20 protein-coding genes are annotated in these 23935 nt (G+C 72.8%); 15 read left to right on the top strand and 5 right to left on the bottom strand.

The genetic code is table 11. From position 1 onward, the window contains the following. Window positions 1–8: 8 nt before the first annotated feature. On the bottom strand, window positions 9–917 hold the full coding sequence (locus tag NOCJ54_RS0111055; RefSeq protein ID WP_028655557.1) for a polysaccharide pyruvyl transferase family protein: 909 nt from the start codon (window positions 915–917) through the stop codon (window positions 9–11). Between the two features lie 149 nt (window positions 918–1066). On the opposite strand from NOCJ54_RS0111055, the gene folP reads away from it, so the two are divergent. The 13 genes from folP (at window position 1067) to NOCJ54_RS0111120 (ending at window position 12182) form a co-directional block, all read left to right on the top strand. Next, window positions 1067–1909: a dihydropteroate synthase gene (folP, locus tag NOCJ54_RS25200; protein ID WP_051485750.1), complete on the top strand. Its 843-nt coding sequence runs from the start codon at window positions 1067–1069 to the stop codon at window positions 1907–1909. Then, window positions 1906–2316 (top strand): dihydroneopterin aldolase, encoded by a 411-nt coding sequence (gene folB / locus NOCJ54_RS25205; protein ID WP_051485736.1) that lies wholly within the window; start codon window positions 1906–1908, stop codon window positions 2314–2316. Before folP ends, folB begins: the two co-directional genes overlap by 4 nt. After that, window positions 2313–2882, top strand: a complete 570-nt coding sequence (folK, locus tag NOCJ54_RS0111070; RefSeq protein WP_028655558.1) for a 2-amino-4-hydroxy-6-hydroxymethyldihydropteridine diphosphokinase — start codon at window positions 2313–2315, stop codon at window positions 2880–2882. The genes folB and folK overlap by 4 nt, the downstream gene beginning before the upstream one ends. Before the next feature lie 10 nt (window positions 2883–2892). Next, window positions 2893–3405, top strand: coding sequence for a DUF3180 family protein (locus NOCJ54_RS0111075; RefSeq protein ID WP_232221752.1), 513 nt, complete (start codon window positions 2893–2895; stop codon window positions 3403–3405). A gap of 327 nt (window positions 3406–3732) precedes the next feature. Further along, entirely contained in the window at window positions 3733–4326 is a 594-nt protein-coding gene (locus tag NOCJ54_RS0111080) for a hypothetical protein (RefSeq protein WP_028655560.1), read from the top strand. Between the two features lie 171 nt (window positions 4327–4497). Beyond that, window positions 4498–5418, top strand: a complete 921-nt coding sequence (locus NOCJ54_RS25210) for a Rossmann-like and DUF2520 domain-containing protein (RefSeq protein WP_051485737.1) — start codon at window positions 4498–4500, stop codon at window positions 5416–5418. Next, the gene (gene panC / locus NOCJ54_RS25215; protein WP_332248991.1) at window positions 5415–6362 is read left to right on the top strand and encodes a pantoate--beta-alanine ligase; all 948 of its coding nucleotides are present in this window, start codon (window positions 5415–5417) and stop codon (window positions 6360–6362) included. Before NOCJ54_RS25210 ends, panC begins: the two co-directional genes overlap by 4 nt. Then, entirely contained in the window at window positions 6362–6781 is a 420-nt protein-coding gene (gene panD, locus NOCJ54_RS0111095) for an aspartate 1-decarboxylase (protein WP_028655561.1), read from the top strand. The genes panC and panD overlap by 1 nt, the downstream gene beginning before the upstream one ends. Before the next feature lie 25 nt (window positions 6782–6806). Next, a complete protein-coding gene (locus NOCJ54_RS25220) occupies window positions 6807–8486 on the top strand; it encodes an L-aspartate oxidase (RefSeq protein ID WP_036517584.1) in 1680 nt (559 codons plus the stop codon). Next, complete coding sequence (nadC, locus tag NOCJ54_RS0111105) at window positions 8483–9403, top strand: carboxylating nicotinate-nucleotide diphosphorylase (RefSeq protein WP_028655562.1); 921 nt, start codon at window positions 8483–8485, stop codon at window positions 9401–9403. The genes NOCJ54_RS25220 and nadC overlap by 4 nt, the downstream gene beginning before the upstream one ends. After that, window positions 9400–10173, top strand: coding sequence for a type III pantothenate kinase (locus tag NOCJ54_RS0111110; RefSeq protein WP_028655563.1), 774 nt, complete (start codon window positions 9400–9402; stop codon window positions 10171–10173). The genes nadC and NOCJ54_RS0111110 overlap by 4 nt, the downstream gene beginning before the upstream one ends. A gap of 144 nt (window positions 10174–10317) precedes the next feature. After that, window positions 10318–10659 carry a histone-like nucleoid-structuring protein Lsr2 gene (locus tag NOCJ54_RS0111115; RefSeq protein WP_028655564.1) on the top strand — a complete coding sequence of 114 codons (342 nt, stop codon included), beginning with the start codon at window positions 10318–10320 and terminating at the stop codon, window positions 10657–10659. 503 nt (window positions 10660–11162) lie between these two features. Beyond that, window positions 11163–12182: a sulfotransferase family 2 domain-containing protein gene (locus NOCJ54_RS0111120; protein ID WP_028655565.1), complete on the top strand. Its 1020-nt coding sequence runs from the start codon at window positions 11163–11165 to the stop codon at window positions 12180–12182. A 535-nt stretch (window positions 12183–12717) separates the two neighbouring features. On the opposite strand, the gene NOCJ54_RS0111125 is transcribed toward NOCJ54_RS0111120, so the two are convergent. Continuing rightward, window positions 12718–15324 (bottom strand): bifunctional glycosyltransferase/CDP-glycerol:glycerophosphate glycerophosphotransferase, encoded by a 2607-nt coding sequence (locus NOCJ54_RS0111125; RefSeq protein WP_028655566.1) that lies wholly within the window; start codon window positions 15322–15324, stop codon window positions 12718–12720. Window position 15325: 1 nt separating this feature from the next. Continuing rightward, the gene (locus NOCJ54_RS25225; RefSeq protein WP_145726471.1) at window positions 15326–17419 is read right to left on the bottom strand and encodes an acyltransferase family protein; all 2094 of its coding nucleotides are present in this window, start codon (window positions 17417–17419) and stop codon (window positions 15326–15328) included. A gap of 156 nt (window positions 17420–17575) precedes the next feature. Between NOCJ54_RS25225 and NOCJ54_RS25230 the strand changes: the two genes are divergently transcribed. Next, window positions 17576–18697 (top strand): glycosyltransferase, encoded by a 1122-nt coding sequence (locus NOCJ54_RS25230; protein WP_036517585.1) that lies wholly within the window; start codon window positions 17576–17578, stop codon window positions 18695–18697. On the opposite strand, the gene NOCJ54_RS0111140 is transcribed toward NOCJ54_RS25230, so the two are convergent. Next, the gene (locus tag NOCJ54_RS0111140) at window positions 18684–19874 is read right to left on the bottom strand and encodes a DUF6270 domain-containing protein (RefSeq protein ID WP_028655567.1); all 1191 of its coding nucleotides are present in this window, start codon (window positions 19872–19874) and stop codon (window positions 18684–18686) included. The genes NOCJ54_RS25230 and NOCJ54_RS0111140 overlap by 14 nt on opposite strands. Next, window positions 19871–21070, bottom strand: a complete 1200-nt coding sequence (locus tag NOCJ54_RS28225) for a hypothetical protein (protein ID WP_051485739.1) — start codon at window positions 21068–21070, stop codon at window positions 19871–19873. The genes NOCJ54_RS0111140 and NOCJ54_RS28225 overlap by 4 nt, the downstream gene beginning before the upstream one ends. A 156-nt stretch (window positions 21071–21226) precedes the next feature. Between NOCJ54_RS28225 and NOCJ54_RS0111150 the strand changes: the two genes are divergently transcribed. Further along, on the top strand, window positions 21227–23791 hold the full coding sequence (locus NOCJ54_RS0111150) for an ATP-dependent Clp protease ATP-binding subunit (protein WP_028655568.1): 2565 nt from the start codon (window positions 21227–21229) through the stop codon (window positions 23789–23791). The last annotated feature ends 144 nt before the right edge of the window (window positions 23792–23935 follow it).

The raw sequence follows: 23935 nt of genomic DNA on the forward strand, positions 1-23935 counted from the left end.
GCCGCTCCTCAGGTCAGGTCGAGGACCCGGTTGTAGGGGAACGCGCGGATCAGCGCGTCCTGCCGCTTCGCCAGGTCCGGCACCGGCACGTGGTCGCGGATCGCCGCCGCCTCCGCACCGGGGTCGGCGAGGAACTCCGCCAGGTCCAGCTGCGCGACGTCATTGCGCCCGGTCCCGCGGAAGTAGTCGCGGAACTTGTAGCGGCCGCCCGCGAGCCGACCCGACAGCTTCACCCAGTACGCCGGCACCCCGAAGCTCTCCGCGACGATGATCCCGTGCAGGCTGGACGACAGCACCAGCTCGCACGACGTGATGTCGTGGACGACCTTGCGCGGCGACTGCCGCGCGTCGATCAGCAGGAACCGCGGGTCCTCCCGCGCGGTGTCCAGCGCGGCGACCTTCTCGTCGGCGTAGTGGTAGACGAGGCCGATGCGGTGGCTCCTGGCCCGCGCCGGGCGGTAGGCCCGGCTCGCCAGCAGCCCGGGGTCGCCCATCGGCACCTCCGCGGGCTTCAGGCCGGCCCGGCGCGCGGTCGCCGGCCCCCGGAGCGCGAAGATGCGCAGGCCCTCGAGGTCGTGCTCGACGTCCTCGCTGGCGGGCTTGATGAATCCGGAGCCCCAGACGTCGATCTCCTGCCCGGGCCGGCGGGTCTCGGCAGTCAGCTCCATCAGCGACCCGACGCTCACCATCTCGCAGCTGGCGAGGGGGGTGTGCTCGCAGCGCAGCCCCCACAGCCGCTCGATGACGTCGACGGCGAGCTCGTCGCCGAAGTTGCGGAACCGCGGCGGGCGCCACCAGTACATCCGGATCGGCAGCTCGCGCCGGTTCAGGCGGCGCTGCAGGGGCAGCGGCAGGCTCACCACCCGCCGGCGCAGGTGACCCGGCGCGTCGAGGTCCCGGCGGAGCCCAATGCGCATCGCGTGCCACCCAGGGGGAGAGGAGGAGTGCTGTCCGGTCGACGACCGCCGGGGAGTCTAGCCCGTGCGGGTCGCCCCCGACCGCCCGGCGCAGGGCGCGCGGCGGGCCGTGCGGTGGATAGGGTCGCGGTGTGACCGCGCCGCTGCTGATGGGGATCGTCAACGTCACCCCGGACTCGTTCTCCGACGGTGGGCGGTACGACGACCCCGAGCGCGCGATCGCCCACGGCCGGCGCCTGCTGGCCGAGGGGGCGGACATCCTCGACGTGGGCGGGGAGTCCACCCGGCCCGGCGCCACGAGGCCGCTGCTCGAGGAGGAGCTCGACCGCGTCGTACCCGTCATCGAGGCGCTGGCCGCCGAGGGCGCCACCGTCTCGGTCGACACCATGCGGGCCGAGGTCGCCGCCCGCGCGCTCGACGCCGGCGCGAGCATCGTCAACGACGTCTCCGGCGGTCTCGCCGACCCCGGGATCCTCGACGTCGTCGCCCGCAGCGGCGCCCGCTACGTCGCGATGCACTGGCGCGCGCACAGTGCGACCATGCAGCAGTTCACCGAGTACGACGGCGGCGTGGTCCCCGTCGTCGCCGCCGAGCTCGCGCAGCGGGTCGAGGCGATCCGCGCCGCCGGCGTCGCCGACGAGCAGGTGGTCCTCGACCCCGGCCTGGGCTTCGCCAAGCTCGCCCACCACAACTGGGAGCTGCTGCGGCACCTCGACGAGCTGTCCCTCGGCTTCCCGCTGCTGGTCGGCGCGAGCCGCAAGACCTTCCTCGGCCGGCTGCTGGAGGACGAGCACGGCGAGCCCCGCCCGATCCCCGAGCGGGAGGCCGCGGGCGTCGCGCTGTCGGCCCTGCTCGCCGCCGGCCTGGGGGGCGCGCCGGTGTGGTGCCTGCGGGTCCACGATGTGCGCGCGCACCGTGACGCCTTGGCGGTTGCGGCACAGTGGGGCGGACAACCGCTGATCGGGCAGCGGGCGGAAGGAGCACCAGCGTGACCGACGAGCTCAGCATCCTGGGCATCGAGTGCTTCGCCCACCACGGCGTCTTCGACCACGAGCGTCGCGACGGGCAGGTCTTCGTCATCGACCTCGTGCTCGGGGTCGACACCAGGCCGGCCGCTGCCTCCGACGACCTGGGCGAGACCGTCGACTACGGCGTCCTCGTGGATCGCGTCGTCGCTGCCGTCCAGGGCGACCCCGTGGACCTCATCGAGACCCTCGCCCAGAGGGTGGCCGATGTCGCTCTCATGGACAGTCGTGTTGAATGGGCGCGGGTGACGGTGCACAAGCCGGACGCGCCCATCCAGGCGACGTTCCAGGACGTCCGCCTCACCATCACCCGCCACCGCGAGGTGGCAGGCGAAGCGGGAAACCGAACCGGAAAGGCAGAGGCCCGAGCATGACCGAGACCCCCAACCCGAACATCATCGACGCGGACACCCTCACCGGGGAGATGCGTCCGATCCGGCGAGTGGTGATCGCGCTGGGCTCCAACCTCGGCGACCGCTTCGGCAACCTCCAGGGCGGCGTCGCGGCCCTCGCCGACACCCCGAACGTGTGGGTCACCGGCGTCTCCCCAGTCTACGAGAGCGAGCCGGTGGGCTGCCCGCCGGACTCCAAGCCGTTCCTCAACGCCGTCGTGCTCGCCGACACCACGCTGTCGGCGCACCGCCTCCTCGACCGTGCCCTCGCCGTCGAGGACGCCTTCGACCGCCTGCGCAGCGAGGTGAAGAACGCGCCGCGCACCCTCGACGTGGACCTGATCGTCGTCGGCGACCGCCGCAGCGACAAGGACGAGCTGCGCCTGCCCCACCCGCGGGCCCACGAGCGCGCGTTCGTGCTCAAGCCGTGGCTCGACCTCGAGCCCGACGCCGAGTTCCTCGGCCACGGCCCCGTCGCCGAGCTGCTGGCGAAGGTCGGCACGGAGGGGCTCACCCCGCGCCCCGACCTGGTCCTCGAGTACGAGTGACCGCCGCACGGTGAGCCGGGACCCCGCCCACCGGGACCCCGACCCCGACCCTGACGAGCGCCGGGAGCCGGCCGGCTCGCTGCGCCCCACCCCGCCGCTGACCCTCGTCGGCTGGGCGGCCGTGGGCCTCGTCTGCGGGTGGGCCCTGCACCCGGTCTCGGACCGGCTGGGCGTCGTACCCCCGCTGGTGACGCTCGCCCAGCCCCTCGCGCTGCTGCTGCTCGCCGGGATCCTCGGCTACGTCGCCTGGGTGACCCACCGCGCCGTCCACGTGCGCCGCGAGCGGCTCGAGGCCCACCAGGCCGTCAACCGGCTGGTCCTCGCCCGTGCCAGCGCCCTCGTCGCCGCCCTCGTCGCCGGTGGGTACGCCGGCTACGCCCTCTCGTGGGTCGGCGACGCCGCCGACCAGGCCGACGACCGGATCATCGGCGCCTCCGCCGCCTGCGTGTGCGCCCTGCTCGCCGTCCTCGCCGCCGTCCTCCTCGAGCGCGCCTGCCGCGTCCACGACGACCCCGACACCTGAGCCCCGCCTGCCGGCGGCCCACCCACCCGAGACGCGTGGTGTCAAGCCCTTCGCGGTAGTCCCGGGCCAAAAGCACCCTGCACCGGCGTGTCCCGGTGCTTTTGACCCGGGACTACCGCCGTTGTCCGACAATCTCCGGCGCCTTCTGGAGGGCCCCGGCGGGATAGTCCCTGACGAAAAGCACCGTCGTACGGCGTGTCACGGTGCTTTTCGTCAGGGACTATCCCCGCCGGACGTCCGGGGCCCCGACCACGGGTGTGACGGCTGGGACGGGTGTGACAAGCGTGTCTACGAGATGAGGGGGCCGCGGCGGCATACCGTGCTGGCATGACTTCCCCCGTCGGCAACCGTCGTCGTCAGCGGTCGACCCGCCTCGTGGTCGCCGCCCTCCTGACCGTGGTTTCGGCGGCCGCGGTCCTGGGCACCGCCCTCACCGGGTCCTGGCTGCTCGTCACCGTCGCCGGCGCGGCCGCCGTCCTGCTGGGCGCGGCCGCCACGAAGATCACCCACACCGAGCTGATGGACTCCCGCGAGGAGGCCGCGCGCGACCGGGCGCAGCAGGCCCGCGCGTACGCCGAGCTGACGGAGGCCCGCACGGCCGAGAACGTCGAGTTCGCCGCCGACATGACCGGGCAGGTCGCCCGCCGTGACGCCACCATCTCCCGCCTCGAGAAGCGGCTGGACGACGCCGCGGCCGAGCTCGCCGAGGCGCGCCGCGACCTCGACGAGGCCCGTGAGCAGGCCACGTCGGCGCAGGAGGCCGCCGAGCGGCTCACCGCCCGCCTCGCCGACGCCGAGGAGCGGGCCAGCCAGGCCGTCATCCGCGTCGCCGAGCTCGAGGCCGAGCTCGACGTCGTCACCAGCGAGCTCCACGCCGAGCGGTCCGCCAGCCAGGCCTGGCAGAAGGGCCGCACCGCCTGACCCGGGTGTGACCTAGCCCACCGGACGGACCCGTTCCGCCCGGGCGTCGTGCGGGCGTACCGTGGAATCGTCCCCGGGACCCCGGGTACTCCTCTTGAGCACAACGTCCGGTACCCACACCGGCTGCCGCGCCGCGGCAGTGGTCGGTGGGACGGGAACGAAAGGTTCACGATGACCCACACTCTCCGGGTGGGCGTGATCGGCGCTGGCCGCGTCGGCGCCGTCCTTGCTGCTGGCCTGCTCGCCGCGGGCCACCCCGTCGCTGCCGCCGCCGGCGAGTCCGACGCCTCGCGCCGCCGTGCCGCCGAGCTCCTGCCGGGCGTGCCCCTGCGCAAGCCCAGCGACGTCGCGCGCGCTGCCGAGCTGATGCTGCTCACGGTGCCGGACGACATGCTCCCCAACGTGGTCCGCGTGCTGGCCGACAGCGGCGCGATCCGCGAGGGCCAGGTCGTCGCGCACACCTCCGGCCGGCACGGCCTCGCCGTCCTCGAGCCGGCCGCCGCCGTCGGTGCCCGCGTGATCGCGCTGCACCCGGCGATGACCTTCACCGGTACGGCGGTCGACCTCGAGCGCCTGCACGGCTGTGTCTTCGGCCTGACCGCCGGCCCCGGGGAGCGTGAGCTCGCCGCGTCCCTCGTCGCCGACCTCGGCGGCCGCCCCACGTGGGTGCCCGAGGAGATGCGCACGCTCTACCACGCCGGCCTCGCGCACGGCGCCAATCACCTCGTCACCCTGGTCAGCGAGGCGATGGGCCTGCTCGCCGCGGCCGGTGTCGACGACCCGTCCGGCACGCTGCGCCCGCTGCTCGAGGCGGCGCTCGACAACGCGCTGGACCACGGCGACGCCGCCCTCACCGGGCCGATCGTGCGCGGCGACGTGCAGACCGTGGCCTCGCACCTCAAGGACATCTCCGCCAACGCGCCCGACACCGTGCCGTCGTACGTCGCGATGGCGTGGGCGACCCTGGACCGCGCCGTCGTCGACGGCCGGCTCCTGCCGATCCGCGCCCAGCAGATCGCCAACGTGCTCAACGCGTACGGCGAGCACCGGATCCTGCCGGCGCGGGTCGAGAAGTCGGTCGAGAAGTCGTGAGCACCATCACCCGGCCGGCTGTCGCGCGCAGCCGGGCCGACCTCCGCGCCCTGCTCCGCGCCCAGGGCGGCGGCCCGGTGGTGTTCGTGCCGACCATGGGTGCGCTGCACGAGGGCCACGCCAGCCTGATGCGCGTCGCCCGCGAGCGCGCGGGCGACACGGGCACCGTGGTGCTGTCGATCTTCGTCAACCCGCTCCAGTTCGGCGCCGGCGAGGACCTCGACCGCTACCCGCGCACCTTCGACGCCGACCTCGAGGTCGCCGCGCAGGAGGGCGTCGACGTGGTCTTCGCGCCGGTCGTCGCCGAGATGTACCCCGACGGGGTCCCGCACGAGGGCGTCGCCTCCGAGGCGGTGACCGTCCAGCCCGGCCCGCTGGCCGACGTCCTCGAGGGCGCCAGCCGCCCGGGCCACTTCCGCGGCGTGCTGACCGTCGTCGCCAAGCTCTTCGGCCTGGTCCGCCCGGACGTCGCCGTCTTCGGCGAGAAGGACTACCAGCAGCTCACCCTGATCCGCCGCATGGTCTCCGATCTGTGCCTGGGCATCGAGGTCGTCGGTGCCGAGACCGACCGCGAGCCCGACGGCCTCGCGCGCTCCAGCCGCAACCGCTACCTGGACCCCGAGCAGCGCCGCCAGGCGGTCGTGCTCAGCCGCGCGTTGCGCGCGGCCCAGGAGCGCGCGGCGTACGGCGTCCCGGCGGCCCGCTGGGCGGCGATGGGCGTGCTGAAGTCCGAGCCCGGCGTCGAGCTCGACTACCTCGCGATCACCTCGACCGGGCTCGGTGAGCTCCCGGACCACCCGGAGCCCGGCACCGATGGACGGATCCTCGTCGCCGCGAAGGTCGGCACGACCCGGCTGATCGACAACCTGCCCCTGCACTTCACCGGCACCACCGAGGACCTGACCGCACCTGCGGCGGGCACCACCACCGAGGGAGACAGCTGATGCTCCGCACCATGATGAAGAGCAAGATCCACCGCGCCACCGTGACGCAGGCCGACCTGCACTACGTCGGCTCGGTCACCGTGGACGAGGACCTGCTCGACGCGGCCGACCTGCTCCCCGGCGAGCTGGTGCACATCGTCGACATCACCAACGGCGCCCGGCTCGAGACCTACACGATCGCCGGCGAGCGCGGCAGCGGCGTCATCGGCATCAACGGCGCAGCCGCCCGGCTCGTCCACCCCGGCGACCTGGTGATCCTCATCGGCTACGGCCAGATGAGCACCGAGGAGGCCAGGGAGTACCAGCCGCACGTGGTCTTCGTCGACGCCGACAACAAGGTCCTGGCGACCGGCTTCGACCCGGCCGAGACCTTCGGCGACCCGACCCTGTCCCGCGGGGACGTCACCGCGACGCGCTGACCCCGCCGTTCAGTAGCCTGCTGGGATGCCCGACTACCTGCGCCTCCCCGGCCGCCTCACCGCACCGGAACCGGGGTGGACGACCCGCGCCGACGTCGTCATCGTCGGCTCCGGCATCGCCGGACTGACCGCTGCGCTGCGCCTGCGCGAGCACGTCGACAAGGTCCTCGTGGTGACCAAGGACGTGCTGTCGGCCGGCTCCACGCAGTGGGCGCAGGGCGGCATCGCCGCGGCCCTCGGCCCCGAGGACACCCCCGGCCAGCACGAGGTCGACACCCTCGTCGCCGGTGCCGGCGCCTGTGATGCCGACGCCGTGCGGGTCCTCGTCGACGAGGGCCCGGAGGCCGTGCACGAGCTGATCGCGCTCGGCACCAACTTCGACCACACCGCCGACGGCGAGCTGTCGCTGACCCGCGAGGGCGGGCACCACCGCGACCGGATCGCCCACGCCGGCGGCGACGCCACCGGCGCGGAGATCCAGCGCGCCCTCGTCGCGGCGATCGATGCCGCCCCCGACATCGAGGTCATCCAGCACGCGCTCGCCGTCGACCTGCTGCTCGCCGCCGACGGCGGCGTCGCCGGGGTGACCCTGCACGTGATGGGGGAGGGCCAGCGCGAGGGCGTCGGCGCGGTCCACTGTCGTGCCGTCGTCCTGGCCAGCGGCGGCTTCGGCCAGGTCTTCTCCCAGACCACCAACCCGCCGGTCTCGACCGGCGACGGCATGGCGCTCGCGCTGCGCGCCGGCGCCACCCTGCGCGACCTCGAGTTCGTGCAGTTCCACCCGACGGTGATGTACCTCGGACCCGACTCACGCGGCCAGCAGCCGCTGATCTCCGAGGCGGTCCGCGGCGAGGGCGCCTTCCTCGTCGACGACGAGGGCGACCGGTTCATGCAGGGCGTCCACGAGCTCGCCGACCTCGCGCCGCGCGACGTCGTCGCCAAGGCGATCATGAAGCGGATGCTCGAGACCGGACGGCCGCACATGTGGCTCGACGCCCGTCACCTCGGCGCGGACTTCTGGGAGCGCCGCTTCCCGACCATCCTCGCCACGGCCCGCTCGCACGGGGTCGACCCGGTCACCGAGCTGATCCCCGTCTCCCCGGCGTGCCACTACGTCTCCGGCGGCGTGCGCACCGACCTCGACGGCCGCAGCGACGTCCCCGGCCTCTACGCCAGCGGCGAGGTCGCCTGCTCGGGCGTGCACGGCGCCAACCGGCTCGCGTCGAACTCCCTGCTCGACGGCCTCGTCTTCTCCCGCCGGATCGCGAAGGTGCTGCCGGGCGAGCTGCGCGACTGGGCCGAGCCCGCGACCGACCACCGTGCCCAGGGCCTCGTCCCCGGCAGCGCGCGCCGCGAGCTGCAGGAGACGATGACCTCCCGCGTCGGCGTGCTGCGCCACGCCGACGGCCTCGCCGAGGCGGTGCAGCTGCTCGACAAGGTGGCCGCCGTGGAGTCCGCGGTCATCGACCAGGAGGCGTGGGAGACCACCAACCTGCTGACCATCGCCACCGCCCTCGCCGAGGCTGCCGCGCTGCGCGAGGAGACCCGCGGGTCGCACTGGCGCGAGGACCACCCCGAGCGCGACGACTCCGTCTTCGCCGGCCACTACGACGTGCGGATGGTCGACGGCGCGACCGTCGTGGCGTTCACCCCGGCGGTCCAGACCGACCCGAGTGTCGGACCCGTGGCGGGGGTGCCCCGATGATCGCCCGCACGCCGTACGACGACCTGCCGGTCGCCCTCGTCGAGGAGATCGCCGCTGCCGGCCTGGACCCGCGAGCGGTCCACGACCACGTCGCCCTCGCCTTCGAGGAGGACCTCCCCGGTGGCGTCGACGACGTCACCAGCGCCGCGATGCCCGACATGGGCGCCGCCGTCGCCGACTTCGCAGCCCGCGAGCCCGGCGTGGTCGCCGGCCTCGCGATCGCCGAGCTCGCCTTCGCCTACGCCCTCGGCGACACCGTCGAGGTCACCGGGCGCGTGCCCGACGGCACCCGGGTCCAGCCCGGCGACGTGGTGCTCACCGTGACCGGTCCGGTCAAGGGCGTGCTCACCGCGGAGCGGACCGCGCTCAACTTCGCCTCGCACCTCTCCGGCGTCGCGACCGCGACCTCGCGGTGGGTCGACGCCCTCGCCGGCACCCGGGCGCGCGTGCTCGACACCCGCAAGACCCTGCCGGGCTGGCGGGCGCTGCAGAAGTACGCCGTGCGCTGCGGTGGCGGGGTCAACCACCGGATGAGCCTCGTCGACCGGGCGATGGTCAAGGACAACCACGCGGTCGCGGCGGGCGGCGTCGTGGCGGCGTACCAGGCCGTCGTCGCCGCCAACCCCGGCCTGCGGGTCGAGGTCGAGGTGATGGACCTCGACGAGCTGCGCGCCGTGCTCGCCGCCGGGTGCACCGAGGTGCTGCTCGACAACATGTCGACCGCCGACATGGCCGAGGCCGTGCGGATCAACGCCGAGGCGGGCGGCCACGCCACCCTCGAGGCGTCCGGCGGGCTCACCCTGGAGCGGGCGCGCGAGGTGGCCGAGACCGGCGTCGACTTCATCTCGGTGGGCGCGCTCACCCACTCCGTCATCGTGTTCGACCTCGGGCTGGACTTCCGGACGCCACAGCCATGAGCCTGCTCGCCGCCGACATCGGCAACGCCCACACCGTCCTCGGCCTGCTCGAGGACGGCGAGGTCGTCGCGGACTGGCGCGTGGGCACCAACGAGCACCGCACCGCCGACGAGTGGGCGGTGCTGCTGCGCGGCCTCCTCGGCCACGACGAGGACGCCGTCACGGGCGTCGCGGTGTGCTCCACCGTCCCCTCGGTCCTCAACGCGTGGCGGGAGATGCTCGCCGACCACTTCCCCGAGGTGCCGCGGGTCATCGTCGAGCCCGGCATCCGCACCGGCGTCCCGATCGTCGTCGACAACCCGCGCGAGGTCGGCACCGACCGGATCATCAACGCCCTCGCCGCGGCCTCCGACTACTCCGGGCCCGCGATCGTCGTCGACTTCGGCGGCACCGCCACCACCTTCGACGTCGTCGACGCCGCGGGCCGGTACGTCGGCGGCGCGATCACGCCCGGCATCGAGATCTCCCTCGAGGCGCTCAGCCGCGGGGGCGCGCAGCTGCGGATGGTCGAGCTGGTCCGCCCCCGCAGCGTGATCGGCAAGAACACCGTCGAGGCCCTGCAGTCCGGCATGGTCTTCGGCGTCGCCAGCCAGGTCGAGGGCATGGTCGAGCGCCTCGTCGCCGCCCTCGGCGCCCCCGTCGAGGGCGTCGCGGTCATCGCCACCGGCTACCTCGCCCCGCTCGTGCTCGACGAGTGCCGCTGCTTCACCGACCACGCCCCCTGGCTGACCCTGCGCGGCCTCGGGCTGGTCTACGCCCGGAACACCTGAGATATCGGCGGGGCGTCATTTCCGATATCCCGGAGCGACGTTTTCCATTCCTCCCCGGCCGGTCGCTTTCTCCGGAATGCGCATTTCGCTAATATCCGGATTCCCGGGATCCGGGAAATCGTCGTGATATTCGAGGAGAATGCAATGGCCCAGCGCGTCAACATCGTCCTGGTGGACGACATCGACGGCAGCGATGCGACGCAGACCGTGACCTTCGGCCTCGACGGCGCCAGCTACGAGATCGACCTCAACGACGAGAACGCCGCCGCGCTGCGCGAGGCGCTCGCGCCGTACCTCGGCCACGCCCGCAAGGTCGGCCGCGGCGGCGGCGGTGGCCGACGGGCCTCGAAGTCCACCGCATCCGCCTCGTCGTCCGGCGCGTCCGCCGCCGAGATCCGCGAGTGGGCGCGCGAGAACGGCTACGACGTCCCCGCCCGCGGCCGCATCCCCGCCGAGGTCCGGCAGGCGTACGAGGCCTCGAACTGACCTGAGTGGCGCGAGCGCGTCGCCTGTCGAGGACTGCGCGCAGGCCTCGCAAGCTCGGCCCGCACTTGCCCTCGACGCGCCTTCGGCGCGGTGGCCGCGCTGCCGCGGGCGCGGTTGACTTCCGTACGTCCTGCCTCCGCCTGGCGGCAAGACGGGCGTAGGTGGTCCGAGCGTTGCTCCCGGTGGTTGAGGTGCGACGAGCGCCAGCGAGGAGCCTCGAAACCTCCGGGCGTTGATGGCGGATTGTGGCGGGCACAGCCGGGTGGACCGTGGCCGGTGGTTTCGAGGCTCGGCGCCGGGGCGCCTCGCACCTCAACCACCGGCAGCTGGTGCGGGCGAGCCTCAGGCGGTCGAGCGTTGCTCCCGGTGGTTGAGGTGCGACGAGCGTCAGCGAGGAGCCTCGAAACCGCCGGGCCTCGACGGCGGGCTGTGGAGGCACAGCCGGGTGGACCGGGGGCGGTGGCGCGTCCGGGCGGGCGTGCCGGATCTCCTATGCTGTCCGGGTGATCGACGGCCAGCCTGCGACCGATGCCATGCTCACCCGGCTGCGGGAGATCCCCGGCGGGGTCTGGCGCACCTACATCGCCCCTGAGTCGAAGGTCGTCTTCGAGGCGCTCAACAAGAACGCCTGCACCAGCCTCAAGTGGATGATGGCCGACCTGGCCGGCGAGGACCCGGAGAGCTTCCGGGCGCGCGACATGCCCTACCTCGACGACTCCGAGCCGATCCACAACCGCGACCTGTGGAAGATCTCGCCACGGCTGGACTCGCTCACCCCCGCGCAGCGCGCGGAGATCCACCCCGACAACGGGTGGTTCGTGTTCGCCGTCGTGCGCGACCCGCGGGTGCGCCTGTTCTCGGCGTGGCAGAACAAGCTGCTGATCGAGACGCCGTTCAGCGTGCGCTGGGCCAAGGAGTGGTGGTACCCCCGCCACCCGCTCACCGCGGAGACGGTCATCGAGGACTTCGCCAAGTTCGTCGACCTCATGGGCCAGGAGGAGCCGCACTGGCTGCGGGCCAAGGACGCGCACTTCCGCGACCAGGTCGAGATGCTGGGCGAGGACGCCGTCCCGTACACGAAGATCTACGACATCAGCGAGATCAAGCAGCTCCAGGCCGACCTCAACGAGCACCTCGCCGCCCAGGGCCGGCCGCCGGTGAAGCTGCCGCGCGCCAACCCCACGCCCCTCAAGGCGATCGGCGCGCTGTACGAGAACGGCGTCCGCGAGAAGATCGAGAGCATCTACGCCGCCGACTTCGAGCGCTTCGGCCACCTGTGGGACTTCTCCCGCACCGAGGCCGCCGAGCCGTGGACCCAGGCCGCCCTCAACGCCTGCGAGCAGGAGGCGTCGCTCGGCAAGCGGATCGGCGAGCTCTACCGGATCGCCCGCGACCGCAAGAAGGAGCTCGCCGACACCCGCGCCGAGCTCGACGCCGCGAAGCGCCGCATCGCCGAGCTCGAGGCGCGCACCAGCCTGCGTGGCCAGGCCCGCGCCGCCGCCTCGCGCCTCCGCCGCCGCTGAGTCTTCTGCGCGAGCGCGTCGCCTGTCGAGGGCTGCGCGCAGGCCTCGCAAGCTCGGCCCGCACTTGCCCTCGACGCGCCTTCGGCGCGGGCGCCGCGCTGCCGCGCGCGCGGTTGCCTCCGGTGGATGGCACAGTCCGCCTGGCGGCAAGACCGGGCTAGGTGGTCCGAGCGTTGCTCCCGGTGGCCGCGTTGGTCTAGCGGCAAGCCTGGGGTGCGCTTCGCCGTACTCCCAGGGACTCTTACTACTCCCGGTGGTTGAGGTGCGAGGCCGCCCGCGGCCGAGCCTCGAAACCTCCGGGGCCTGCGGGGCGGGCTGTGGTGGGCACACTCCGGCGCACCGGGGGCGGTGGTTTCGAGGCTCGGCGCTGGGGCGCCTCGCACCTCAACCACCGGCAGGTTGCCGGGCGGCTCGCACCTCGACCACCGGCAGGTCGGCGGCGCCTCGCACCTCAATCACCGGCAGGTTGCCGGCGATCCCGCGCCTCAACCCGGCAGGTTGCCGGGCGCCTCGCACTCGACCGCCGGCAGGGGGGTCAGGCCTGGGGGGTCGGCACCGGGGGCAGGTCGCTGCGGTCGCGCTCGGTGAGGCGCACCCGCTCCACGACGCGCTCGCAGCAGCGGCCGTCGCGCAGCGGGAAGGTGACGTCGATCCGCTCCTGGTAGACCCCGGTCGGGTGCGGTCCGGCCCCGAGCACGTCGAGGGTGGCCTGCACGGCGTCCTCCGCGCTCGCGGTGACCGGGCCGAAGCCGTCGCGCTCGTAGTCGTAGTAGCCGGCGCGGCCGACGTGGCCGCCGCCGAGGACCAGGTCGGCGTCGAACTGGTAGTAGACGACCGGGCGCTGCAGGTAGGCCGCGTTGAAGGCCACCGACGAGAAGTCGGTGACGAACGCCCGCGCCCGCGCGAAGAGCTCCTGTGGGTCCTGGCCCTCGTAGCTCAGCGGCGTCACGTGGGCCGGCAGGTCCAGGTGGGGGAGCAGCGGCTGCAGGTTCGGGTGCGGCAGGAAGCCGAGGGTCACCCCGTGCTCGCGGCAGGCCTTCGCGAGGCGGTCGTCGCGGAGGTACTCCATCCACGCCTTCACGAAGTAGCTGTCGAGCAGGGACAGGTCGAGGTCACGGCGCTGGCTGCCCTCGATGATCGGCGGCATCAGGTTGTTGCGCCAGGTGGGTGCGACCAGCAGCAGGTCCCGCTTGTCGACGGGGAAGCGGTCGCCGACGGCCTGCAGGCGGTCGAAGCGGGGCAGGCCGGTGAGCGCGACCTCCTTCGTCGTGAAGACGTATGACGTGTCGTCGCCCGCGATCGACGCGAGCTCCTGCGGCGTGCTCACCACGAAGGTCTCGATGCGCTTCGGGTCCAGCCACGAGGACAGGTCGTCCTTGATCACGCCGTGCTGCAGGAAGTGGAAGCGCCACTTCGCGTGGGTGAACTCGAGCACCGGCCACGGCCGGACGATCGCGGCGTCGGCGTGGGAGGACAGCAGGTGGGTGGCGTGCGACATCAGCACCCGCCACTGCAGGGACTTGTAGGCGACCAGCCGGTCGCCGTGCCCCTCGGCGCGGAACCGGTCCCACTCCTTGCCGCCCTTCTCGAGGACGAACCAGGCGTTGATCTCCGGGTGGTTCTCGCGCACGTAGCGGAACAGGATCTCGGCGCTGTCGGCGGCGTCGTGGACGCGGTCCATGAAGACCCACGCGTCGGCGTACCGGCGCGCCACGGCCGGCCGGTCCTTGATGCGTGCGGCGACCTTGCTCAGCCGCGAGGTGGGGCGGCGCTGGCGCAGCATGTCGGGGATCTCGCTGCGGGCGAAGCCGGACTCGGGGTTGAGCCACCAGCGCAGCTGCCCCGGCGGGGCCACCTGGACCCGGCGCGGGTCGCGGCGGTAGATGAAGTCGGCGGGCTCACCGTTGCGGAGCAGGCGCAGGCTGACGTCGGCCGGGAGCCACACCACGCGCTGGCGCAACAGCGTGCGGCCGTAGTACGCCCACGCCCGCACCTTGCCGTGGCTGGGCTCGATCGGGCGGCCGTTCGCGAGCCACTGCTCCTCGGGCAGGTCGCCGGTGAAGAAGTAGGTCGCCCGCACCAGCTCCTGCGTGGTGTCGAGGTCGTGGAGCAGCACCTCCTGCTCGACCCACGGCTCCGGGTCGTAGCCGTGCTCGAGCACCAGCCGGGCCTGGGGCGGCACCGACGGCGGGAGGTACGGCGAGGTGGCGTGCACGTCGACCTCGTCGAGGATCTGCCGCGCCAGCTCGTGGAAGCGCTCGGGGACCTCGCCGGAGACCGGCCGCTCGCCGGCCTTGGGGTCGGGACGCGAGAAGTACCACTGCAGCTCGTAGAGCAGGAAGGTCGCGGCCCAGCCCGGGAGCTCGCCGAAGGCCTCCTTGCCGCGACGGATCACGTCGAGGTAGCCGTGCTCCGGTACCGCGGTGTAGCGGCCCGGGTGCATCCCCGCCGTCTGCAGCGTGGAGCTGGCGTCCTCGCGCTTGCGGTAGTGGTACTTCGCGCGCTGCAGGAAGCCGACCTGCGGCCGGTCGAACAAGAAGAGGTAGCGGCAGTTGAAGTGGCCGTCCTCGAAGTTAGGGCGCACGCGGCTGTCGAAGCGCAGGTCCGCATCACGGATCGCGTCGAGCAGGAAGAAGGTGGCCGGCGAGCTGCCGTGGAAGCGGTCCGGGCTGGCGCTCAGGTCGACGTACGGGCTGCCGGCGAACATCGCGCGGAGCGGGTGGCTGTCGCTCACCTTGCCGCTGCGCTCGTTCCAGATCAGGCGGTTGGTGGCGGCCATGTGCGCCTCGGGGTGCGCGCGGACGAAGTCGCGGACCACCTCGAGGTAGTCGGGCTCGAGGACGTCGTCCGGGTCCGGGAAGGTGATCCACGTGCCGGTGGACTCCTGGATCCCGCGGTTGCGGGCCGCGCCCTGGCCGCCGTTCTCCTGGGTGACCACGCGCACGGTGCCGGGCCGGCGGGCCGCCCACTCCGCGAGCAGGCGCGACGAGTCGTCCGTCGACCCGTCGTCGACCATCACGACCTCGACGTCGTCGAGGCCGGTGGTCTGCGCCTCGATCGAGTCGATGAAGTCGGGGAGGTACGGCGCGACGTTGTAGACGGCGCTCACGATGCTGAACAGCGGCCGGCTGTCGGTGGCCATGTCATCCTTCCTGCGAGGGTCGGTCGGGCGTCATGGCCTCCACCGCGGGAGCGAGGTAGGGGCCGAGCGTGTAGGCGTAGGTCGCCGTCAGGTGCGAGGCGTCGAAGTAGGTGATCACTCCGCCGTTGACGACGGAGCACGTCCCACCGTCGCAGATCCGGTCCGTCAGGTCGACGATGCGCAACCGGGTGTCGTCCATCTCGGCCACGACGTCGACCGCCGGGTCGGCGGGCAGCCAGTCGTCGACGGTGCCGTCGCACGAGGCGTAGTCGTCCTCGGCGTCGGCGATGCAGGTGGGCGTCTGCTTCCCCGTGGCGGGGGTGTCGCGGATGACGAGCACCGGCAGGTCCGCCTCGACCAGGGTCGAGAAGACGGAGCGGAAGCCCTCGGCGTACAGCGGCAGCGAGGACGCCAGGTCGGGCTGGCCGACGGCGCGCACCGAGACCCGGTTGGACGTCACGACCAGGTCGGGCTGGTCGGCGACCAGCGCGTCGGTGGTGCGCTCCACCCAGTCCAGGCAGGCCTGGCTGAAGGCCTCGGTCCGGAACAGCTGCGGCGTCGTGGAGAACGCGCACTGCGACGCGAGGTAGGTCTCGATCCGCCAGCCGCGCTGCTCGGCGATCCGCTGCAGTGCGGGCAGCCAGTGCCCGGCGTGCGAGTTGCCGACCAGGGCGATGGTGACGTCGCCGTCCTCGTCGCCGAAGGTGCAGTGCCGGTCCTCGAAGGTCGGGGTGAACGACCAGCACTGGCGTCCGCCGACGTCCTTGTAGGCCTCCGACTTGTCCTTCGCGGCCAGCGCGGGGGCCGGCACGAGGTCGTCGTACGCCACGGGCGCGCAGTCCTGGCCCGGGTCCAGCGCCGCGGCGCCGAAGCACGGCCCGCCGGTGCGCAGCGCGGCAGCGAGCCGGTCGCGGTCCTCGTCCTCGGCGCCGCTGACCAGCCCCACCACGGTCGAGCCCATCAGGACCACGACGCTCATCCCGGCGACCGCGCTGGCGTAGGTGGTGCGGCGGAAGCGCACGAGGTCCGGCTTGCGGAACGGGCGCTCGACGAAGCGCTCGGTGAGGCCGGCGAGCACGAAGGTCGCCGCGGCGATGGCCAGCAGGGACCGCCAGCCCGGCTCGTGGCCCAGCACGCTGGGTGCGAGCACGATCAGCGGCCAGTGCCACAGGTAGACCGAGTACGACACGTCGCCGACCCAGCGCACCGGTGGGAGCGCCAGCAGGCGGCCGGCGCCCAGCGGGACGTCGACGTCCGGGCGGCACAGGATGACCAGCGCGGTGCCCAGCACCGGCAGCGCCGCCTGGTAGCCGGGGAAGGGCGTGCTCTCGGAGTAGAGGAAGCCGGTCGCGACCATCATCGCCAGGCCGGCCCAGGCGCCGACGGCCCGCACCCGCAGGTCGGCGACCGGCAGCTCGCGCCGGCTGACCAGGAGCGCCACCAGGCCGCCGATGCCCAGCTCCCACATCCGCGTCGGGGTGATGAAGTACGCCGCCGCCGGGTTGCTCGCCGTGCGCTCGACCGAGAACGCGAAGGACGCCAGCACCACGGCGCCGAGCGTGGTGGCCAGGGCGATCGTCGTGGCGCGTGCGCTGCGCCGGCCCGCGAGCACGGCGAGCGCCACGAGGATCGGCCACACGAAGTAGAACTGCTCCTCGACCGACAGCGACCAGAAGTGCTGGACGGCCGTCGGCAGGTTGTCGGCCGCGAGGTAGTCGACCGCGCTCCCGGCCAGCCCCCAGTTCAGGACGTAGAGGGCAGCCAGCTGCGCGTCCCGCGCGTTCGCCTGCCACTCGGTCTCGGGGGCGACCAGCCAGACCGCGGCGATCGTGCAGGCCAGCACCAGCAGCGACGCGGGCAGCAGGCGCCGGATGCGGCGGCCCCAGAAGTCGGCGAGGTCGCGCGGGCGCCGTGGCGGGCGGGAGACGAGGTGGGCGGTGATGAGGAAGCCCGAGATGACGAAGAAGACGTCGACGCCGACGAACCCGCCCGGCAGCAGGGGACTGTGGAGGTGGTAGACCACGACCATCCCGACGGCGATCGCCCGGAGTCCCTGGATGTCGGTGCGGGGCGCTCGCCCCTCGCCGTTAGCCAATACTCTCCCCCAACCGATGGTGCCGTCCGAGACTAGACCAGCCCCGCGCCCCGCTCCCAAACCGACTTCACCGGCTCGCCGACGGCTCGCCCTATGCTTCTTGCCCGTGGACGCCGCTCACCCGCACCCCCTCCCCGGCCGACGGGACGTCGTCGGGTGAGTCCCCTCCGCCTCCCGTGGCGCCGGGCCGCGCGCCCGCGGCTGAGCGTCGTGGTGCCGGTGTTCAACCAGGCGCCCTACCTGGTGCGCAGCCTCGACAGCGTGCTGGCCCAGCCGGGGGTGGACCTCGAGGTCGTCGTGGTGGACGACGGCTCGACCGACGGCTCGGGCGAGCTGGCCGAGGAGTACGCCGCCACGCACCGCGAGGTGGTCGTGCTCCGCCAGGCCAACGCCGGGGTGTCGGCGGCACGCAACGTCGCGCTGGAGCACTGCACCGGCGACCTGGTCACCTTCGTCGACCCCGACGACTTCCTGCCGGCACGCGCCTGGCAACCCCTGCTGCGCAGCCTCGACCGGTCGGGCTCCGACTTCGCCGTCGGGATGATGGAGAAGGTGACGGAGGACGGCCGGCGCTCGCGCCCGCCGCTGCTGGCGCGCAACCACGCCGAGCGGCGCACGGCGGTGGGCATCGACGACGCCCCGCTGATGCTGGCTGACGTCTTCCCCTGCAACAAGGTGTTCCGGATGGACTTCTGGCGCTCGGCCGGCCTCACCTTCCCCCTGGGCGTCCGCTACGAGGACCAGGTCTGGGCCACCGACGCCTTCCTCGCCGCCCGGCGCTTCGACGTGCTCCCCGAGGTCGTCTACGACTGGTACGTGCGCGAGGGCGAGTCCTCGGCGACCAACCGCCGCGGCCGGCTCGACAACCTCGACGACCGGATCCGCACCAAGCACATGACCCTCGACCGGGTCCGCGCCCACCGCAACCCGGTGCTGCTGGACACGCTCTACCACCAGGTGCTGCCGATCGACATGTGGGAGCACTTCCGCGCCGCCGTCGCCCCGTCCACCGAGGACCCCGACCGGTACTGGGTGATGCTGCGCGAGGGCCTGCTCGGCATCTGGAACGAGGAGACCGTGCCCTTCGAGCAGGTCGACCTGCCGGCGGGGCAGCGGGTGATGGGCTGGCTGGTCGCGCAGGACCGGCGCGACGACCTGGCCCGGCTGGTCGCGCAGATCGACGGTCCCGGCGTGCCGGTCGAGGACGGGCGCTACCTGCACCCGTGGCACGACGAGCCCGGGGTGCCCGAGGAGCTCGGGCGGGTCAGTCGGCGCTGAGCGTCGGCGGGGTCTCCCGCAGCCAGCGGACGTGCTCCTCGGCCGTGGTCGCCAGGCGCGACAGCCGCGCGAACGCGTCGTCGTCGACGGCACCGCGCAGGGCCTCGAGCAGCGTCGCCGTGGCGGCGGGCGGGGCCGGGGGCACCGGCGCAGCGCCGGGGCCGCGCGGGCGCAGCACCCGCTTCCAGGTGGGCCGTTCGCGCTCGACGGCCAGGGCCCGCTGGTGCTCGTGCGCCGCGATCCTCCACCGGGCGGTGTCGCGGGTGTACTCGGCGGCCGCCTCGTGGAGCTCCCGGGCGAGGACCCGGACCTCCTCCGGAGCCGAGCGGGTGAGGACCACCCGGTCGAGCTCGGCGAGGAACCGGGGGTAGTAGTCCAGCGTGTAGTGGACCTCCATCGGTCCCCACGGGTGGTCGTCGAGCGTGACGTAGTACTCCCGGGACAGGTCGATGCTCTCCCAGCCGTACGCCGAGGAGGCGTGCTCGTTGAGGCGGCGCCAGAACGCGTTGCGCTTGCGCGCCGCACGGCGGCGCTTGGACGGCATCCGCCGCGGGGTCGACTCACCGCTTGGGACGACCTCGTCGGCGTTGAACCCCCAGTGCACGACGACCTGGGTGTCGGGGAGCTGGTCGGCGACGTACGCCGCGAACCGGTCCATCGCCTCGACCCACAGACCGAAGTAGCCGTCCGCGTCCTGCTCCCACGACAACCGCTCGGTGCCGGGCATGGCGAGGATCCGCTCGTACAGGTCGGTCTTGTGGATCCGCCAGCGGTTGTCGGTGACGAACCGGCCGTCCGGCAGCCGCACGACGCCGAAGTGGGCGTCGCCGAAGAAGTCGAGCACCACCACGTCCGGCTGCTCCTCCGGCAGCAGGGTGAGGATCTCGCGGGACAGGTCGGACCGGACGTTCCAGAGGCCGTACGGCTTCATCTCCTGCACCGGCTCCCACGGCTCGTCGACCGGCGGGGACATCAGCGCGATCATCGAGCTCTGGTTGGTCGTCGGGCCGACGCGGTACCAGCGCTTGTAGTCGGGGTTGAACCGCGAGTTGAAGTTGTCGCGGGTGATGCAGCTCCCGAGCACGGACACCGTGACCGGGCGGCCCGACACCTCCGGGCCGCCCGGGCCGTCCGGGACGTCCTGGGTGACCGGGGTGACCGGGTCGGGCTGGCTCACGGCCGACGTCCGTCCGTCCGGCCCCCGCGGCGGGCCCGGCGCAGGGCGCGCCGGCGCAGGTGGGCGGCGAGGTCGCGGGTGGGGATGTCGTCGATGGCGGGACGCGAGGCGCGCAGCTGCTCCAGCTGCTGCTCGAGGGCCTCGATCCGGCGGGCCGCGGCCACCGCGACGCCGGTGACGCCCTCGGCGGCGAGCTCGACGGGCACCGCGTCCACCGTGACGGGCTCGGTGGCCGTGCGGCCCTGGCGGAGGTGGGCGAGGTCGCCGATGAGGTGGACGCCGCTCGCGCCGAGCTGCTCGACCATCGCCTCGGCCTCGCGGTCGGCCTGCTCGACCGCCCACGCGGGCAGCGTCATCCGCGGCTCGTCGGCGGCCGGGGTGCGGGAGGAGACCAGGCGTCGGCTGTAGCCGAAGCGCAGGAGCAGGGAGAACTGCTTCCAGGTCAGCTCCGGGCGGGCGATGGCGACCACCGCGCGGAGCAGCTCGGCCTCCGGTGCGGTGAGGCTCCGGTTGCTGTGGCTGCGCGAGGTGGCCCCCGCGATCACGCCGGCCGGGACGCCCAGCAGCTGCTCGAAGGTCGTCGGCAGCAGGGTCCGGTCGGCCTCGTCGATCACCACGACGTGGATGTGGTCCGCCGGGAGCACCCGGGCCCAGCGCTCGACCTGCTTGGCTGCGTCGGCCCACCACCAGAAGCCGGCCGTCGCGGGGCCGGGCGCCTCCCGCTTGAAGGAGCGCTGCAGCCAGTCGTCGAGGCCGGCGCCCTTGCCGTCGCGCAGCACCTGCTGCCAGGTGGAGAGGGCGATGGCGCCGGGGTTGCGGGCCGCGACCAGCACGTGCAGCCGGTCCGCGCCGAGCTGCTCGACCATGGTCGCCCGGTGCTCGTCGTGGGCCAGGCCGAAGAACTCGCTGCTGATCACCACCCGCCCCGGGGCGCGCTGTGCCGCCCGGGCCAGCTTGTTCCAGCGGTGCACCGGCGGGAGCTCGTCCTGGTCGGCCGCCCACCCGGACGCCCGGCCCAGCAGGGCACGGGCCTCGTCGTGGTGGTTCGACCTCTTGCCGGGGTAGAGGACGCCGTGCTCAGCGAGCGCGGGACGGGCCTCGCCGAGCATCCCCTGGATCGCCGTCGTACCCGTCTTGTGCGGGCCCACGTGGAGCAGGATCGCGTTCGGGTCCAGCGCGGGGAACTGCTCGGGCACGCACCGGACCCTACCCGCTGGGTCCCCTCCGACCACCCTCCGGCCGCGCCCCGTGTTCGCTCACAGCGCACAGCCGCGGAGGTCCTCGGGGGAACGCGTAGGCTGGCCGCGGGGTTGTATCCGATGAACACCCCAGGACGTGTGAGGAGCGTGCAGATGTTCGAGCGGTTCACAGACCGAGCCCGCCGGGTGGTCGTGCTGGCCCAGGAAGAGGCCCGCATGCTCTCCCACAACTACATCGGGACCGAGCACATCCTGCTCGGCCTCATCCACGAGGGCGAGGGTGTCGCCGCGAAGGCGCTCGAGTCGCTCGACATCTCCCTCGAGGCGGTGCGCGCCCAGGTCGAGGAGATCATCGGCCAGGGCCAGCAGGCGCCGTCGGGCCACATCCCCTTCACCCCCCGCGCCAAGAAGGTGCTCGAGCTGTCCCTGCGCGAGGCGCTGCAGCTCGGCCACTCCTACATCGGCACCGAGCACATCCTGCTCGGCCTGATCCGCGAGGGCGAGGGCGTCGCCGCCCAGGTGCTGCAGAAGCTCGGCGCCGACCTCAACCGGGTCCGCCAGCAGGTCATCCAGCTGCTCTCGGGCTTCCAGGGCAAGGAGACCGGCGCGGCCGCGGCCACCTCCGGCAGCACGAGCGGGAGCGACGCCCCGTCGTCCTCGCTGGTGCTCGACCAGTTCGGCCGCAACCTGACCCAGGACGCGCGTGAGGGCAAGCTCGACCCGATCATCGGTCGCGCCGCCCAGATCGAGCGTGTCATGCAGGTGCTCTCGCGGCGCACCAAGAACAACCCGGTGCTCATCGGTGAGCCCGGCGTCGGCAAGACCTCGATCGTCGAGGGCCTCGCCCAGGACATCGTCAAGGGCAACGTCCCCGAGACGCTCAAGGACAAGCAGATCTACACCCTCGACCTGGGTGCGCTCGTCGCCGGTTCCCGCTACCGCGGTGACTTCGAGGAGCGCCTCAAGAAGGTGCTCAAGGAGATCCGCACCCGCGGCGACATCGTGCTGTTCATCGACGAGATCCACACCCTCGTCGGTGCCGGCGCGGCCGAGGGCGCGATCGACGCGGCCTCCATCCTCAAGCCGATGCTGGCCCGCGGCGAGCTGCAGACCATCGGCGCGACCACCCTCGACGAGTACCGCAAGTACCTCGAGAAGGACGCCGCGCTCGAGCGCCGCTTCCAGCCCATCCAGGTCCCCGAGCCGTCGATCGCCGACACGATCGAGATGCTCAAGGGCATCCGCGACCGCTACGAGGCGCACCACCGGGTCACCATCACCGACGAGGCCCTGGTCTCGGCGGCGACGCTGGCCGACCGCTACATCTCCGACCGGTTCCTGCCGGACAAGGCGATCGACCTCATCGACGAGGCCGGCTCGCGGCTGCGCATCCGCCGGATGACGGCCCCCGCCGACCTGCGTGAGTACGACGACAAGATCGCCGAGGTCCGCCAGCGCAAGGAGGCGGCCATCGACGGGCAGGACTTCGAGGCCGCGGCACGCCTGCGCGACGAGGAGAAGCAGCTCATCCTGAAGAAGTCCGAGCGCGAGAAGCAGTGGCGCTCGGGCGACATGGACGAGGTCGCCGAGGTCGACGAGGAGCTGATCGCCGAGGTGCTCGCCGTGGCGACCGGCATCCCGATCGTCAAGCTCTCCGAGGAGGAGTCCACGCGACTGCTCAAGATGGAGGACGAGCTCCACAAGCGCGTCATCGGCCAGGACGAGGCGGTCAAGGCGCTGAGCCGGGCCATCCGTCGTACCCGCGCCGGCCTGAAGGACCCCAAGCGTCCCGGCGGCTCGTTCATCTTCGCCGGCCCGTCCGGTGTCGGCAAGACGTGGCTGTCCAAGACGCTCGCCGAGTTCCTCTTCGGCGACGAGGACGCGCTCATCCAGCTCGACATGTCGGAGTTCGGCGAGAAGCACACCGTCTCGCGGCTCTTCGGCTCCCCCCCGGGCTACGTCGGCTACGAGGAGGGCGGCCAGCTCACCGAGAAGGTGCGCCGCAAGCCGTTCTCCGTGGTCCTCTTCGACGAGGTCGAGAAGGCCCACCCGGACATCTTCAACTCGCTGCTGCAGATCCTGGAGGAAGGTCGCCTGACCGACTCCCAGGGCCGGGTCGTGGACTTCAAGAACTGCGTCATCATCATGACCACCAACCTCGGCACGCGCGACATCGCCAAGGGCATCAACCTGGGCTTCAACCAGGCCGGTGACGCGGCGGGCTCGTACGAGCGGATGAAGGGCAAGGTCTCCGAGGAGCTCAAGCAGCACTTCCGCCCGGAGTTCCTCAACCGCGTCGACGAGATCATCGTGTTCCCGCCGCTGACGCAGGAGCAGATCATCGCGATGGTCGACAACATGATCGCCGCGGTGGAGGTCCGCCTGAAGGACCGCGACATGAAGCTCGAGCTCACCCAGCCCGCGAAGAACCTGCTCGCCGAGCGGGGCTTCGACCCGGTCCTGGGCGCCCGGCCGCTGCGCCGCACGGTCCAGCGCGAGATCGAGGACGTCCTCGCCGAGAAGATGCTCTACGGCGAGGTCGGCCCCGGCCAGATCGTGCTCGTCGACGTCGAGGGCCAGGGTCCCGCCGCGACCTTCACCTTCACGGGCCAGAAGATGGGCGACCTGCCCGACCTCCCGCCGCTGGAGACGGTCGCCGAGACCAACTCCCCCGGCGAGGGTGCGGAGATCGCTCCCGACGACAACGAGTCCGCCTGACCCCCGGCTGACTGTTCGCTGGCTGACCGCTGGCTGACGCCGTACCGGCCCGGACCCTCCACCCGAGGGTCCGGGCCGGTCTGCTTCTCGGTCGAGACGTCACCTGTGGCCTGTCGAGACGTCACTTCTGGCTCGTCGAGACGT

This window comes from Nocardioides sp. J54 (genome assembly GCF_000519005.1).
In the GTDB taxonomy this organism is placed as follows: Bacteria; Actinomycetota; Actinomycetes; order Propionibacteriales; family Nocardioidaceae; genus Nocardioides.

Coding starts and splice junctions, on each gene's coding strand:
- NOCJ54_RS0111055 (WP_028655557.1), bottom strand. CDS start 917: ATGCGCATTGGGCTCCGCCGGGACCTCGACGCGCCGGGTCACCTGCGC.
- folP (WP_051485750.1), top strand. CDS start 1,067: ATGGGGATCGTCAACGTCACCCCGGACTCGTTCTCCGACGGTGGGCGG.
- folK (WP_028655558.1), top strand. CDS start 2,313: ATGACCGAGACCCCCAACCCGAACATCATCGACGCGGACACCCTCACC.
- NOCJ54_RS0111080 (WP_028655560.1), top strand. CDS start 3,733: ATGACTTCCCCCGTCGGCAACCGTCGTCGTCAGCGGTCGACCCGCCTC.
- NOCJ54_RS25210 (WP_051485737.1), top strand. CDS start 4,498: ATGACCCACACTCTCCGGGTGGGCGTGATCGGCGCTGGCCGCGTCGGC.
- panD (WP_028655561.1), top strand. CDS start 6,362: ATGCTCCGCACCATGATGAAGAGCAAGATCCACCGCGCCACCGTGACG.
- NOCJ54_RS25220 (WP_036517584.1), top strand. CDS start 6,807: ATGCCCGACTACCTGCGCCTCCCCGGCCGCCTCACCGCACCGGAACCG.
- nadC (WP_028655562.1), top strand. CDS start 8,483: ATGATCGCCCGCACGCCGTACGACGACCTGCCGGTCGCCCTCGTCGAG.
- NOCJ54_RS0111110 (WP_028655563.1), top strand. CDS start 9,400: ATGAGCCTGCTCGCCGCCGACATCGGCAACGCCCACACCGTCCTCGGC.
- NOCJ54_RS0111115 (WP_028655564.1), top strand. CDS start 10,318: ATGGCCCAGCGCGTCAACATCGTCCTGGTGGACGACATCGACGGCAGC.
- NOCJ54_RS0111125 (WP_028655566.1), bottom strand. CDS start 15,324: ATGGCCACCGACAGCCGGCCGCTGTTCAGCATCGTGAGCGCCGTCTAC.
- NOCJ54_RS0111150 (WP_028655568.1), top strand. CDS start 21,227: ATGTTCGAGCGGTTCACAGACCGAGCCCGCCGGGTGGTCGTGCTGGCC.